Below are 15040 nucleotides of genomic sequence, written 5' to 3' on the forward strand. Positions count from 1 at the left end.
CTGCTCGGCTCGCCCGCCGACGCCGAGGACGCCGTGCAGGAGACCTGGCTGCGGCTCGAGCGCGTGGACCCCGCGACGATCGACAACCTCGACGCCTGGCTGACCACGGTGGTCTCGCGGGTGTGCCTCGACCAGCTGCGCAGCCCGCGACGCACGCGCGAGCAGTCGTGGCAGGTCGAGACCTGGCGCGACGAGCCGGTCGCGGACGACGGCGACCCGGTGGCCGAGGCCGAGCGCGGCGACCGGGTCAACGCTGCGCTGCTGCTCGTGCTCGACACCCTCAGCCCCGCCGAGCGGATCGCGTTCGTGCTGCACGACGTGTTCGGCCGACCGTTCGAGGAGGTGGCCGACGCGCTCGACCGGTCCCCCGAGGCGGCGCGGCAGCTCGCCTCGCGGGCGCGCCGCCGGCTGCGCGGCGCGCCCGAGCCGGAGCGCGCCCCCGCCCGGCGGTCGCGCGCGATCGTCGACGCGTGGCTGGCCGCCGCCCGGCACGGGGACCTCGCGGCGCTGCTCGGGCTGCTCGACGACGGCGCGGTGCTGCGCGCCGACTACGGCGCGCGCGGCGGCCAGGTGGTCGAGGGCGGCCGGGCCATCGCCGAGCAGGCGACGCTGTTCGCCCGGGTGGCCGCGCACTCCACGCCGCTGCTGGCCGGCGGCCGCCCCGCCGTGGCCGCCGTGCTGGACGGGCGCGTGGTGTCGGTCATGGCGTTCGACATCGCCGACGGGCGCATCACCGGGCTCGACGTGCTCGCCGACCCGGAGCGACTCGAGCGGCTCGGCGTGCGGGAGGTGCTGGGCCTCGCCTGACGCGCCGAGACCTGAGTTGTGGCCGCCTCGAGACACGGCGAAGCGGCCACAACTCAGGTCTCGGCGCAGAGGGCGGGCGAGCGGAGGGCTCAGGCCACCCGCTCGGCCCCGCGGGCGGCCCGCCGCTCGGCCTGCCGGTCCGGGTCGGCCACCGGGGCCGCGGCGACCAGCGCCTGGGTGTAGGCGTGCCGCGGCGTGCGCAGCACCTGCGCCGTCGGGCCCTGCTCGACGATCCGGCCGGCCCGCATGACGGCCACCCGGTCGGCGACCCGCTCGACCACCGCGAGGTTGTGCGACACGAACAGGCAGGCGAAGCCGAGCCGCTCCTGCAGGTCGCGGAACACCTCGAGCACGTGCGCCTGGACGGACACGTCCAGCGCCGACGTCGGCTCGTCGGCCACGAGCACCTTGGGCCCGAGCGCCACGGCGCGGGCGATGGCCACGCGCTGGCGCTGCCCGCCGGACAGCTCGTGCGGGAACCGCTCGGCGTGCTCCGGCTCGAGCCGCACCAGGGCGAGCAGCTCGCGCACCCGCGCCTTGCGGCCCTCGAGGTCGAGGTCGGTGTGCAGCATCAGCGGCTCGGCGATGGAGCGGCCCACCGTCCAGCGCGGGTTGAGGGTGGACGCCGGGTCCTGGAAGACGACGCCGGTGCGCCGCCGCCGCTCGGCCCGCTCGGCCTTGCCGGCGCGGGCCAGGTCGACGCCGCCGACCAGCACCCGGCCCGACGTCGGGCGCAGCAGCCCGGAGACCACCTGGCCGAGCGTCGACTTGCCCGAGCCCGACTCCCCCACCAGGCCGAGCACCTCGCCCGGCGCGATGGCCAGCTCGACGTCGTCGGCCGCGCGCACCGGCGCGGTGCCGCGGTGGCCCGGGTAGACCACCGAGACGTGGTCGAGCACGACGGCGGCGCCGTCGGCACCAACCGCGCCGTCCGCGCCGTCGACACCGGCCGCGTCCGCGGCGAGGCCCGCGCCCGCCGCGCCGTCGGGACCACCAGCGCCGACAGCGGCGCCGTCCGCCCCGAGGTGCGGCACGGCGTCCAGCAGCGCGCGGGTGTACTCCTCGCGCGGCGCGGCGAACAGCTCGCGCACCGGCGCGTGCTCCACGACCCGGCCGCCGCGCATCACCACGACGTCGTCAGCGAGGTCGGCGACCACGCCCATGTCGTGGGTGATGAGCAGCACGGCGGTGCCGCGCTCGTCGCGCAGCCGCCGCAGCAGGTCGAGGATGCCGGCCTGCACGGTGACGTCCAGGGCGGTGGTGGGCTCGTCGGCGACGATCGCCACCGGCTCCTGGGCCAGCGCCATCGCGATCATCGCGCGCTGCAGCTGCCCGCCGGACAGCTGGTGCGGGTACGACGACGCGACGCGGGCGGGGTCGGCGAGCCCGGCGTCGCCGAGCAGCTCGAGCACCCGCTCGACGGCGGCGCGGCGCGGCAGCCGGTCGCGCCGGGAGCGGTGCGCCTGCAGCGCCTCGGCGACCTGGTCGCCGATCGTCAGCACCGGGTTCCAGGCGCCCATCGGCTCCTGCGACACCAGCGACAGCACCGTGCCGCGCACGGCCCGGAACGTCTCCGGCGCGGCGCCGACCAGCTCGGTGGGCGTGCCGGCGGCGCGACCGTCGAGCGGCCCGGCGAACCGGATGGACCCGCCCACCCGGGCGGTGCGCGGCAGCAGGCCGAGCACCGCCATGGCCGAGACGCTCTTGCCCGAGCCGGACTCCCCCACCAGCGCCGTCACGCGGCCGGGGTGCAGCGCCCAAGAGGCGCCGTCCACCGCGCGCGGCGCGTCCGCGGCGGGGCCGGCGCCGTGGGCGCCGTCGATGCCCCGGCCGTCGTCGAACACGACGGACAGCCCCTCCACCGCAAGGAGGGGCTGCCCGCCGGCGACCTGCCGGTCGATCACTGCGTCAGGCACAGGGTCGTCACTGCTCCAGGGACGTCTGCAGGTAGTTCGGGTAGGCCGGGAAGTCCGGGATCCGGAAGTTGACGACCTTGGACCCGTGCAGGAACGAGTTCTTCGTGTAGATCAGCGGCACCACCGGGGCGTCGGCGGCGATGGCCTGGTCGGCCTGCGCCCACAGCGCGCCGGCCGCCTCCGGGTCGGTCTCGGCCGTCGCCTGGGCGATCAGGTCGTCGACCTCCGGGTTGGAGTAGCGGGCCATGTTGTACCCGCCGCCGCCGATCTGCGAGGAGGCGAACAGCGGCTGGATGTTGCCGTTCGCGCTCGGGAAGTCCGGCTGCCAGGAGCTCAGCGTCAGGTCGTAGCCCGAGCCGTCGCCCTGCGTCACGGTCTGCGTGAAGACCTCGGAGGCCTGCGGCACGATCGTCACGGTGAGGCCGGCGCGCTGCAGGCCCTGCTGGATCGCCTGGGCCTGCGCCAGCGACGCCTCGTCGTCGCGGACCACGAGGCGCAGCTCGCGGCCGTCCCAGCCGGCGTCGGCGAGCAGCTGCTTCGCCTGCTCCGGGTCGCCGGACGGGTCGACGTCGTCGAACAGCGTCGGGTACTCCTCGCGGCCCGGGATGCCCGGGGTGATGAGCGTCGAGGCGAAGTCGCCGGCGATCTCGCCGCCGGAGGCCACGCGGTAGGCGTTGCGGTCGACGGCGAGGCTGATCGCCTTGCGCACGTCGGTGTTGTCGAGGCCGGCGGCCTGGGTGTTGATCGCCAGGTAGGCCAGCGCGCCGGGGCCCGAGGTCACGAGACGCTCGGCGGCCGGGCCGCCCTGCACCTGCGCGAGCTGCGCGGCCGGCACGAAGTTGGCGCCGAACGCGTTCTGGTCGTCGCCGGAGTCGGCGATGAGGCGCTGGGCCGCGACCGTGGCGTCCTGGCCGAGCTCGAAGACGATCGAGTCGGGGCCGGCCGCGCGGGCCTCGTCGGTGGCCTCGTCCCACTCGGGGTTGCGCTCGAGCGTGATCGAGGTGCCCTCGACGGTCTCGGCGACCCGGTACGGGCCCGTGGCCACCGGCTGGGTGGCGTAGGTGGCGACGTCGTCCTGGTCCTGCGGCACGGCGCTGAACGCGGGCATCGACACGATCCACGGCCAGTCGCCGTAGGCGCTGTTCAGGTGGAAGACGATGGTCTTGTCGTCCGGCGTCTCGATCGAGTCGAGCTGCTGGCCCTGGTACGGGCCGGTGTAGTCCTCGGCGCCCTCGAGCAGCGACTTGTGGTAGCTCAGCCCGCCGGACAGCTCGGGCGCGAAGGTCCGCTCCACCGAGTACTTGATGTCCGCCGAGGTGATGGGCGTGCCGTCCTCGAACGCCAGCCCGTCCTTGAGCGTGAAGGTCCAGGTCTTGCCGTCCTCGGACGGGGTGCCGGTGTCCGTGGCGAGGTCGGGGACCACCGTGGTGCTGCCCTCGGCGTCGGTCTTCCACGCGGTGAGGCGGCGCTCGACCAGGCCGAGCGAGGTGATGGCCAGGCTCTGGCTGGTGGCGGGGTCCCAGCTGACGCTCGTGGCCGAGGTCAGGATGTGCAGCGTGCCGCCCTTCTCGACGGCGGTGGGCGCGGCCGACGACGCGGCGTCGTTCGCGCGCTCGTTGGCGTTGCAGCCCGTCAGCAGCAGCGCGGCCGCGGCGACGGGGGCGACGACGGCGGCGAGGCGCCGGCGTCGGGAGCTTGCGGTGGTGGACATCGTCTCTCCGGTTCAGGGGGCGGTGCGGGGGCGGCGACGGCGGCGCGCGGGGCCCGGGCGGGACGCGCGCGCCGTCGTACATCGCCGCCCCGTGCGGGCGTCGCGGCGCAGGGTCGGGCTCATCGGGCGACCCTCCCCTGCCGCACGCGCGGGTCGAGCAGCGTGTAGACGACGTCGACCAGGAGGTTGGCGACGACGACGATGGCGGCGGTGAAGACGGTGACGCCCACGAGCACGGGCACGTCGGTGTTGGCGACGGCGTCGATGAGCAGGGCGCCGAGCCCGGCCATCGAGAAGACCTTCTCGGTGATGACGGCGCCGCCCAGCAGCGCGCCGAGGTCGAGCGCGAAGATCGTCACGACCGGGATGAGCACGTTGCGCAGGGCGTGCCGGGTGACGACGCGGCCCTCGGAGATGCCCTTGGCCCGGGCGGTGCGCACGTACTCCGAGCCCAGCGCGTCGAGCATCTGCGCGCGGGTGAGGCGCGTGTAGATCGCGGCGCTGAGCAGCGCCAGCACCGTCCACGGCAGGACCAGGTGCCAGGCCCAGTCGACCGGGCTCTCGCGCAGCGGCACGTACCCGCTGACCGGCACCATGTCGAGCGTGAAGCCGAACAGCAGGATGCCGAGCAGGCCGACGAGGTAGCTCGGGGCCGAGACGCCGGCGATCGCGCCGACCATGAGCGTGCGGTCCAGCGCCGTGCCGCGGCGCACCGCGGCGACGACGCCGCCGGCCACGCCGGCCAGCAGCCACAGCACCGCGGCGCCGACGGCGATGGACGCCGTCACCGGGAAGCGGTTGAGGATCAGCTCGGTGACCGGGGTGTTGAGCCGGAACGAGTAGCCGAGGCACGGGGCCGGGCAGGTGATCGTGGCGCCGGACGTGCCGAAGGTGCGGCCGGCGAACACGCCGTGCAGGAAGTCCCACCACTGCTCGACCCAGGACTTGTCGAGCTGCATGAACGCCCGCGCCGTCTCCAGCCGCTCGGGCGTGCAGGGCCTGCCGCACGCCAGCTGGGCCGGGTCGGCGGGCAGGATCACGAACACCGCGTACGTCAGCAGCGACACGACCAGCAGCACGAACACGACCGAGGCCAGGCGCGTGCCCAGGAACCGGGCGACCGTCACGCGGCCACCTCCTTCCGGCCGTGCGCGGCCCGGCGGGCGCGGCGGGCCGCGTCCCGCTCGGCGCGCCGCTGCTTGCGGCGGGCCCAGCCGCGGCCGCCGGGGCCGAGGGCCGCGGTGCGCGGGTCGAGCGCGTCGCGCAGGCCGTCGCCGAGCGCGTTGAACGCCAGCGTGATGCCGAACAGCGCCACGCCGGGGAACACGAGGTACATGGGGTCCACGGAGAACCAGGTCACGGCGTTGCCGATGGACCGGCCCCAGCTCGGGGTGGGCGGCGGCACGCCGACGCCGAGGAAGCTCAGCGCCGCCTCGGAGCCGATGGCGCTGGGCACCGCGATCGTGGTGAAGACGACGATGGTGGCGGCGAGGTTGGGCAGCACCTGGCGCAGCACCACGTGGCCGTGGGAGGCGCCCAGCGCGCGCGAGGCGCGCACGAACCCGGCGCCTCGCAGCGCCAGGGTCTGACCGCGCACCACGCGGGCGATGCTCGACCAGCCGAACAGCCCGATGACCAGCACCAGCAGCAGCGTCCGGGGGAACCAGGCCGGAGCCACTGCGCCGACGGCGATCATGAAGATCAGCGCGGGCAGGCCGATGAGCACGTCGATGCTGCGCGCCACCACCCAGTCGACCCAGCCGCCGAAGTAGCCGGCCGCCAGGCCGAGCACCGTGCCGACGAGCACCGAGACGGCGGTGGCGCCGAGGCCGACCAGCAGCGACGTGCGCGAGCCCATGATCACGATGGCGAACAGGTCGCGGCCGGTCAGCGGCTCGACGCCGAACCAGTGCTCGGCGGAGATGCCGCCGAACGCACCGGCGGGCGCGCCGCTGGGGCCGAGCGCCTCGAGGTCGTAGGTGTACGGGTCGACGCCGAGCGCGCGAGTGATCAGCGGCGCGAAGAGCGCTACGAGCACGTAGAGGGCCACGACGACGGCGCCGGCCGCGGCGAACCGGTCGGCGGCCAGGCGCCGCCACAGGGCGGGGCGGCCGGAGCTGCGGCCGGGGGCGCCGCCGGGGATGCCGGGCGCGGCGGTCGAGCCGACGGCCGCCGGGGCGGCGAGCTCGTCGGAGCGCTCGAGCGACACGGGATCTCCTAGGGACGGGGGTGCGGTGCGGTGGCGGAGCGGGTGCGGCAACGGCACCGACAGCACGCCACGGGTCGCACGGCTCGTCCTTCCAGGATGGGTGGGCCCGCGCTCACGCGCCGGGCGGGGGACGGCGTCCGCTCGCGCGGGACCGTCAGGAGAAAACGATAGCCCACGTCTCTGGGTTCGATAGACGCAGCCTCGGTATCGCGTGTCACACCGGCCTCGTCCGGAGCCCACGGCGTGGCGTGATCACGGTGGGAACGTCGTGCGTCCAACCCGTCAGCATCTGGGAGAATGGGCGACCATGAGCGACTTCCCGACGAACGCCGCCGCGCCGGCCGCCCCCGGCGCCGGCGCGGAGCAGACCTCCCCCGCTGCGACCACCCCCGGCACCTCGGTAGCCGGCGACGTCGTCCGCGCGGTGGTCCGGGAGGTACCGGACAAGGTCAGCCTCGACGGGCTCGAGGAGAAGCTCGACGCGCGCTGGACCGCCGAGCGCACGTTCGCGTTCGACCGCACCGCCACCCGCGAGCAGGTGTACTCGATCGACACCCCGCCGCCCACGGCGTCGGGCTCGCTGCACGTGGGCCACGTGTTCAGCTACACGCACACCGACGTCGTCGCGCGCTTCCAGCGCATGCGCGGGCGCGAGGTCTTCTACCCGATGGGCTGGGACGACAACGGCCTGCCCACCGAGCGGCGCGTGCAGAACTACTACGGCGTCCGCGTGGACCTGTCGCTGCCCTACGACCCCGACTTCACCCCGCCGCACGAGGGCACCGAGGGCAAGACGGTCAAGGCCGCCGACCAGGTGCCGGTCAGCCGCCGCAACTTCGTCGAGCTGTGCGAGCGCCTCACCGCCCAGGACGAGAAGCAGTTCGAGGAGCTGTGGCGCCGCCTGGGCCTGTCCGTGGACTGGGCGCAGACGTACCAGACCATCGACGTGAACTCCCGCGCGACGGCGCAGAAGGCGTTCCTGCGCAACCTCGAGCGCGGCGAGGCCTACCAGGCCGAGGCCCCGGGCCTGTGGGACGTCACGTTCCAGACGGCCGTCGCCCAGGCCGAGCTCGAGGCCCGCGACTACCCCGGCTTCTTCCACAAGGTGGCCTTCCACCGCACGGGCGACGCGGCCGGCGAGCGGGTGGTCATCGAGACCACCCGCCCCGAGCTGATCCCCGCCGTCGTGGCGCTCATCGCGCACCCCGACGACGAGCGCTACCAGCCGCTGTTCGGCACCACGGTGACCTCGCCGCTGTTCGGCGTGGAGATCCCGGTGCTCGCCCACCCGGCGGCCGAGCCCGACAAGGGCGCCGGCATCGCCATGTGCTGCACCTTCGGTGACCTCACCGACGTGCAGTGGTGGCGCGAGCTGCAGCTGCCCACGCGCTCGGTGATCCAGCGCGACGGGCGCCTGTCGCGCGAGACGCCGGAGTGGGTCGCCGGCGGCCCGGGCGAGGCGCTGTACGCCGAGTCCCTCGCGGGCAGGACGACGTTCAGCGCGCGCACCGCCGTCGTCGACGCGCTGCGCGAGGCCGGCGACCTGGTCGACGAGCCGACGCCCACGCAGCGCAAGACGAACTTCTACGAGAAGGGCGACAAGCCCCTCGAGATCGTCACCAGCCGCCAGTGGTACATCCGCAACGGCGGGCGCGAGATGCCGGGTCGCGACCTCAAGGGCGAGCTGCTGCAGCGCGGCAAGGAGCTGGACTTCCACCCCGACTTCATGCGCGTGCGCTACGAGAACTGGGTCGGCGGCCTCAACGGCGACTGGCTCATCTCCCGCCAGCGCTTCTTCGGCGTGGCGATCCCGCTGTGGTACCCGGTGCTCGAGTCGGGCGAGGTGGACTACGCGCACCCGATCGTGCCGTCGGAGGCCTCGCTGCCGGTGGACCCGACGTCGCAGGCCCCCGAGGGCTACGACGAGTCGCAGCGCGGCCAGGCCGGCGGGTTCGTCGGCGACGCCGACGTCATGGACACCTGGGCGACGTCGTCGCTGTCCCCGCTGATCGTCTCCGGCTGGGACCGCGACGAGGACCTGTTCTCCCGCGTCTACCCGATGGACCTGCGCCCGCAGGGCCAGGACATCATCCGCACGTGGCTGTTCTCCTCGGTGGTGCGCTCGCACCTCGAGCTGGACACGCTGCCCTGGGCCAACGCCGCCATCAGCGGCTGGATCCTGGACCCCGACCGCAAGAAGATGTCGAAGTCCAAGGGCAACGTGGTCACGCCCATGGGGCTCCTGGAGACGCACGGCTCGGACGCCGTGCGGTACTGGGCGGCCTCGGCGCGCCTGGGCACCGACGCGGCCTTCGACGAGGGCCAGATGAAGATCGGCCGCCGCCTGGCGATCAAGGTGCTCAACGCCTCGAAGTTCGCGCTGTCCTTCGGCGTCGACCCGGAGACGGGCGCCGGCGAGATCGTGCTCGACCCCGCGCGCGTCACCGCGCCGCTCGACCGGGCGATGCTCGCCGGCCTGGCCCGCGTCGTCGACCAGGCCACCGAGGCGTTCGAGGCGTACGACCACACCCGGGCCCTGGAGCTCACCGAGACGTTCTTCTGGACGTTCTGCGACGACTACCTCGAGCTGGTCAAGGACCGCGCCTACGGCGCCGGCGTCGCGGCGGCCGAGGTGTCGGCCGAGACGGAGTCGGCCCGCACCGCGCTGGCGATCGCGCTCGACGTGATGCTGCGCCTGCTGGCGCCGTTCGTCCCGTTCGCCACGGAGGAGGTCTGGTCGTGGTGGCGCGAGGGCTCGGTGCACCGTGCCCCGTGGCCGACGTCGGACGCCCTGCGCGCCGCCGCGGGCGACGCCGACCCGGCGCAGCTCGGTGCGGCCGGCAACGCCCTGGCGGCGCTGCGCAAGATCAAGTCCGAGGCCAAGGTCTCCATGAAGACGCCGATCCTCGGCGCGACGCTGGCCGTGCCGGCGGCGTCGGTGGCCGGGGTCGCCGCCGCGCTCGGCGACGTCAAGGGCGCCGGCCGCGTCGAGGGCGAGCTCGAGCTCGTCGAGACGGCCGAGGGCCAGGGCGACGCGGACGTCCAGGGCGGCATCGTCGTCGTGGCCAGCGAGCTGGGCGAGCCGCCGGCCAAGCAGCCGCGCGCCTGACGGTCCCCTCCTCACGCCGAGATAGAGAGGCCCTGCGCCGAGATAGAGAGCTCTCTATCTCGGCGCGGGGCCTCTCTATCTCGGCGCGGGGCCTCTCTACTTCGGCGGTGTCAGCGCTCCTGGAGGCGGACGCCGTCGCCGCTCATCGACGCCGCCACCTCGTGCGGCGTCGAGTCGTCGACCCACCGGAGCGTCGCGCCCACGCCGTCGCGCAGGTCCACGGAGCCGACCGGGGCGAACGTGAGCCCGGCGTCCTGCCCCACCGCCGCGCGGACCATGGCCACCGCGGCGGGCAGCTCCTCGAAGCCGTCGGTCACGCCGGCGTCACGCAGGTCGTCCTTGGACACCGCGATGTGCAGCGGGTCCGGTCCGACCCACAGGCACCGGCCGCCGAGCGGGCCGCCGCCGCCGTCGGAGCCGGGCGCCAGCGCCGGGTCGTAGACGACGTCCTCGCTGAGCACCAGGTCCTTGACCTGCCCGCGCGCCAGGACGGCCACGACGTCCTCCACGCTGGTCACCGCGGCGTGCTCGCGCCCCTGCTCCTGCCGCAGCTCGGACAGGACCACCTCGCGGCGCCGCTCGCGGTAGGAGTCGAGGGCGTCCTCGAAGTTCTCCATGAACACGTCCTCGCGCACGCCGGCGTTGCGCCCGCCGCCCTGCACCTCGACGGTCATCTCGCCGACGGGCCGGCTCAGCGCCGTCCTGGTCATGTTCACCGTGCGCACGTCGCCCGTGAGGACCACGAGCTCGGGCCGCTCGTCGGCGACGATCCGCTCGATCTCGCGGGCCACGGCGGCGCCGTTGCGCTCCCAGGAGTCGAGGGCCCGCGCCTCGACCGTGGCGGTGCTGCCGCGGTCGGAGTTGTTGCCGTGGGACGAGCCGCCCTGCGCCGCCATGGTGATGTCGTCGTGCGGCATCTCGAACGTGCGCGGCTCGTCCCACCCACGCTGGCCCAGGAGCATGAGGTCGGCGCCGGTCCGGTCGACGGCCACCTTGAGCACGTCGACCGACTCCTCGCCGGCCAGCGCCGCCTGGAGCAGGGCGGGCACGTGGTTCCAGGTGCCGGCGGAGACCGCCGGCGGGGTCCGGAACGGCTTGTCGACGAGCACGCCCGAGTCGTCGGCGATGATCACCCGCCCGTGGGCACCGTGCTTGCGCGTGCGCTTGAGCGCCGCGTCCTCCACGGCGTCGAGCACGGCGGCCGGGGCCCCCTGGTCCGCGAGCGTCCGGCGGACCCCGTTCCACCTGGTCACCACGTCCTTGTCGGCGGCGTCGGCCGAGCGGGTGGCATCCAGGTAGACGGTGGCGAACGGGCCGGGACGTCCCAGGAGCGGCTTGATCCAGTCGATCTTCATAGCTGTGTTCACACCTCGCTGAGGGTCGGGTCCCCCCAGCCTGCGACGGCCCGGAGAGCGTCGCCACCGCGCGCGGCGGTCAGCTCGGTGTCAGTTCGGTGTCAGCTCCGGGCGGGCGCTCCGTCGGCCCGGTGCTGCGTGCGGGGGCTGCCTAGCCCCTTCATGAGTAGGTGTCGAGGGGCGGCAGCTCGCCCTGTCGGCGGCCCTCGGCGTACTCCGCGGCGATGAGCTCGTGGTGGCGGATCACCTCGGCCACGATGAACGCGCGGAACGCCTCGGCGAACTTGGGGTCCAGGCCGGCCTCGGTGGCGATGCCGGTGAGCCGCGCGATCTGCTGGTCCTCGCGCGTGGGGTCGGCCGGGGGCAGGTTGCCCACGGCCTTGAGCTGGCCCACCCGCCGGGTCATCTTGAAGCGCTCGGCCAGCAGGTGCACGAGCGCCGCGTCGATGTTGTCGATGCTGCGGCGCAGCTCGAGGATCTCGCCCGGCATGTCGGATTCGGCCATGCCCCGATCCTACGGGCCCGGCCCCGGGCACCCGTCCCCCGCCCAGGCCCGCGTCCCGGGCCCCGCGGCGTGTAGGGTCGTCTGCCGGTCGACGAGAGATGGGGACGAGCCCGCATGATCACCGCCACGACGCCGGCACTGCGCGAGGTGCCCGAGACGACGAGCATCAGCACCCTGCTGGTGGACCGCGTCGCCCGCGCGGGCGACGCGACGCTCGCCGAGCGCCGGGAGACCGCCGGCGGCCCGTGGCTGCCCGTCACGGCCCGCGAGTTCGAGGACGACGTGCTGTCCGTGGCCCGCGGCCTCGTGGCGCGCGGCATCCGCCCGGGCGACCGCGTCGCCATCATGTCGCGCACCCGCTACGAGTGGACGCTGCTCGACTACGCGGTGTGGGCCGTCGGCGGGGTGCCGGTGCCCGTCTACGAGACCTCGTCGGCCGACCAGGTGCACTGGATCCTGTCCGACGCCGGGGTGCGCCTCGCGCTCGTCGAGACGGAGGCGCACGCCGCCACGCTCGACACCGTGCGGGACCGGCTGCCCGAGCTCGAGAGCGTGCTCGTGCTCGACGGCGGCGCGCTCGGCATGCTGCGCGTGCTGGGCCAGGACGTGCCCGTCGAGGAGGTGCGCGCCCGGCGCGACGCCGTCCGGCGCGACGACCTGGCGACGATCATCTACACCTCCGGCTCCACCGGCCGGCCCAAGGGCGCCGAGCTCACGCACGGCAGCTTCGCGCACGTCGCGATGAACGCCCGGCTCGCGCTGCCCGAGCTGCTCGAGCGCGACGGCGCCCGCACCCTGCTGTTCCTGCCGCTGGCGCACGTGTTCGCCCGCCTCATCCAGGTCGCCGTGGTGTCCTCGGGCACGGTGCTCGGCCACGCGCCGGACGTGAAGAACCTCGTGGCCGACCTCGGGTCGTTCCGGCCGACGTTCCTGCTGGCCGTGCCGCGCGTGTTCGAGAAGGTCTACAACAGCGCCGCCCAGCAGGCCGCCGCCTCGCCGGCCAGGCAGCGCGTCTTCGCCTGGGCCGCGAGGACCGCCGAGGCGACGTCGCGCGCGGTCGACGCCGGCGGCCCCTCGCCGTGGCTGCGCGCCCAGCACGCCCTGGCCGACCGCCTGGTGCTCGGCCGCCTGCGCGCGGCGATGGGCGGCGACGTCGAGTACGCCGTCTCCGGCGGCGCGCCGCTCGGCGAGCGGCTCGGCCACTTCTTCCGCGGCCTGGGCCTGACGGTGCTCGAGGGCTACGGCCTCACGGAGACGACGGCGCCCACCGCGGTGAACCTGCCCGCCTCCGTGGCGATCGGCACCGTGGGCCCGCCGTTCCCGGGCACGTCCATCCGCATCGCCGACGACGGCGAGATCCTGCTCGCCGGCCCGCACCTGTTCCGCGCCTACCGCAACCAGCCGGAGCTGACGGCCGAGGCGCTGGCCGACGGCTGGTTCCGCACCGGCGACCTCGGCTCGCTCGACGAGCAGGGCCGGCTGCGGATCACGGGCCGCAAGAAGGAGATCATCGTGACGGCCGGCGGCAAGAACGTCGCCCCCGCCGTGCTCGAGGACCGCCTGCGCGGCCACCCGCTGGTCTCCCAGGTGGTCGTGGTGGGCGACCAGCGCCCGTTCATCGCCGCGCTGGTCACCCTCGACCCCGAGATGCTGCCCGGCTGGCTCGCCACGCACGGCCTGCCGCGGATGTCGGTGACCGAGGCGCGCACCGACCCGACGGTGCTCGAGCACCTCGAGCGGGCGGTCGGGCGCGCGAACGAGGCCGTCTCCCGCGCCGAGTCCATCCGCAAGATCCACGTGCTCGAGAACGACTTCACCGAGGCGAACGGCTACCTCACGCCGTCTCTCAAGGTGAAGCGCCCGCTCGTGCTGCGCGACTTCGCGGACGTCATCGACGGCATCTACGCCGCCCCGAAGCCGCAGTCGCCTCCCCCGGCCGCCTGACCGCCGGGGCCGGCGTCACGGCGCACCGTCGTGAGCCCGGCACCCGGCGCGCCGCCGGACGACGAAGGGCCCGCACGCGTGCTGCGTGCGGGCCCGTCACCGTTCAGAGCAGAGGTCAGGCGCTCTTCTCGCGCGGCTGGCGCGGGCGCACCGGGTTGGCGCGGGGCACGAGCGTCGGGTTGACGTTCTCCAGCACGACCTCGCGCGAGATCACCACGCGCTCGACGTCGTCGCGGCTGGGCACGTCGAACATGACCTGCTGCAGCACCTCTTCCATGATGGCGCGCAGGCCGCGCGCGCCGGTGCCGCGCAGCAGCGCCTGCTCGGCGATCGCGTCGACGGCGTCCGGCGCGAACTCCAGCTCCACGCCGTCGATCTGGAACATGCGCTGGTACTGCTTGACCAGGGCGTTGCGCGGCTCGGTGAGGATGCGCACCAGGGCGTCGCGGTCCAGCGGCGAGACCGACGCGATGACCGGCAGGCGGCCGATGAACTCCGGGATGAGGCCGTACTTCTGCAGGTCCTCGGGGCGCACCTCGGCGAACAGGTCCTCGTCGGCGCCGGTCTCCATGGGGGCGGCGAACCCGATGCCGCGCTTGCGGGCGCGGGAGGCGACGATGTCGTCCAGCCCGGCGAACGCGCCGGCCACGATGAACAGCACGTTCGTCGTGTCGATCTGGATGAACTCCTGGTGCGGGTGCTTGCGCCCGCCCTGCGGCGGCACGGACGCCGTCGTGCCCTCGATGATCTTCAGCAGAGCCTGCTGCACGCCCTCGCCGGAGACGTCGCGCGTGATCGACGGGTTGTCGGCCTTGCGGGCCACCTTGTCGACCTCGTCGATGTAGATGATGCCCGTCTCGGCCTTCTTGACGTCGTAGTCCGCGGCCTGGATGAGCTTGAGCAGGATGTTCTCGACGTCCTCGCCCACGTAGCCGGCCTCGGTCAGGGCCGTGGCGTCCGCGATGGCGAACGGGACGTTGAGCATCTTGGCCAGGGTCTGGGCGAGGTACGTCTTGCCCGTGCCCGTGGGGCCGATGAGCAGGATGTTCGACTTGGCGATCTCGACGCCGTCCTCGGCGTCGCGGCCCGCCTCGGCCGCCTGGATGCGCTTGTAGTGGTTGTACACCGCCACGGCCAGCGCCCGCTTCGCGCCCTCCTGGCCGATGATGTACTGCTCGAGGAAGTCGAAGATCTCCCGCGGCTTCGGCAGCTCGGTCAGGCCGAGCTCCGCGGCCTCGTTGAGCTCCTCCTCGATGATCTCGTTGCACAGGTCGATGCACTCGTCGCAGATGTAGACGCCTGGGCCCGCGATGAGCTTCTTGACCTGCTTCTGCGACTTGCCGCAGAACGAGCACTTGAGCAGGTCCGCCCCGTCACCGATCCGTGCCACCAGGCGTCTCCTTCACTCCGAGGGGTCCTGCACGATCTTCGTCCATTCCACACCACCCGCCCCGCCGATGTCAGCCGGGCGCTCCGGTGCGTCG

At 74.1% G+C, this 15040-nt stretch carries 10 protein-coding genes; 3 read left to right on the plus strand and 7 right to left on the minus strand.

Annotated elements, in window-relative coordinates; genetic code table 11:
• Window positions 1-807 (plus strand): sigma-70 family RNA polymerase sigma factor (locus U5M74_RS04020; RefSeq protein ID WP_410906394.1); only part of this gene is annotated, 807 nt, incomplete at its 5' end.
• Between the two features lie 89 nt (window positions 808-896).
• On the opposite strand, the gene U5M74_RS04025 is transcribed toward U5M74_RS04020, so the two are convergent.
• The 4 genes from U5M74_RS04025 to U5M74_RS04040 all read right to left on the minus strand — a co-directional run bounded on the left by U5M74_RS04025 (window position 897) and on the right by U5M74_RS04040 (window position 6643).
• Window positions 897-2723 carry a dipeptide ABC transporter ATP-binding protein gene (locus U5M74_RS04025; RefSeq protein WP_410906396.1) on the minus strand — a complete coding sequence of 609 codons (1827 nt, stop codon included), beginning with the start codon at window positions 2721-2723 and terminating at the stop codon, window positions 897-899.
• A gap of 7 nt (window positions 2724-2730) precedes the next feature.
• Window positions 2731-4434, minus strand: coding sequence for an ABC transporter substrate-binding protein (locus U5M74_RS04030; RefSeq protein ID WP_410906398.1), 1704 nt, complete (start codon window positions 4432-4434; stop codon window positions 2731-2733).
• A gap of 119 nt (window positions 4435-4553) precedes the next feature.
• Complete coding sequence (locus U5M74_RS04035; RefSeq protein WP_410906400.1) at window positions 4554-5561, minus strand: ABC transporter permease; 1008 nt, start codon at window positions 5559-5561, stop codon at window positions 4554-4556.
• Window positions 5558-6643: an ABC transporter permease gene (locus U5M74_RS04040; protein ID WP_410906401.1), complete on the minus strand. Its 1086-nt coding sequence runs from the start codon at window positions 6641-6643 to the stop codon at window positions 5558-5560. The genes U5M74_RS04035 and U5M74_RS04040 overlap by 4 nt, the downstream gene beginning before the upstream one ends.
• 307 nt (window positions 6644-6950) lie before the next feature.
• Between U5M74_RS04040 and valS the strand changes: the two genes are divergently transcribed.
• Entirely contained in the window at window positions 6951-9752 is a 2802-nt protein-coding gene (valS, locus tag U5M74_RS04045; protein WP_410906403.1) for a valine--tRNA ligase, read from the plus strand.
• A 110-nt stretch (window positions 9753-9862) separates the two neighbouring features.
• Here valS and U5M74_RS04050 read toward each other — a convergent pair whose 3' ends face one another.
• Together U5M74_RS04050 and U5M74_RS04055 are read right to left on the minus strand one after the other, a co-directional pair.
• Window positions 9863-11107, minus strand: a complete 1245-nt coding sequence (locus tag U5M74_RS04050; RefSeq protein ID WP_410906405.1) for a hypothetical protein — start codon at window positions 11105-11107, stop codon at window positions 9863-9865.
• A 160-nt stretch (window positions 11108-11267) separates the two neighbouring features.
• Window positions 11268-11612, minus strand: a complete 345-nt coding sequence (locus tag U5M74_RS04055) for a chorismate mutase (protein ID WP_410906407.1) — start codon at window positions 11610-11612, stop codon at window positions 11268-11270.
• Between the two features lie 114 nt (window positions 11613-11726).
• Here U5M74_RS04055 and U5M74_RS04060 point away from each other — a divergent pair, with 114 nt between their 5' ends.
• Complete coding sequence (locus U5M74_RS04060; RefSeq protein WP_410906409.1) at window positions 11727-13556, plus strand: AMP-dependent synthetase/ligase; 1830 nt, start codon at window positions 11727-11729, stop codon at window positions 13554-13556.
• 115 nt (window positions 13557-13671) lie between these two features.
• On the opposite strand, the gene clpX is transcribed toward U5M74_RS04060, so the two are convergent.
• Complete coding sequence (gene clpX, locus U5M74_RS04065) at window positions 13672-14946, minus strand: ATP-dependent Clp protease ATP-binding subunit ClpX (protein ID WP_410906411.1); 1275 nt, start codon at window positions 14944-14946, stop codon at window positions 13672-13674.
• Window positions 14947-15040: the final 94 nt, after the last annotated feature.

The sequence above is a fragment of the Puerhibacterium sp. TATVAM-FAB25 genome, from assembly GCF_046535855.1.
Classification (GTDB): Bacteria; Actinomycetota; Actinomycetes; order Actinomycetales; family Cellulomonadaceae; genus Puerhibacterium; species Puerhibacterium variabilis_A.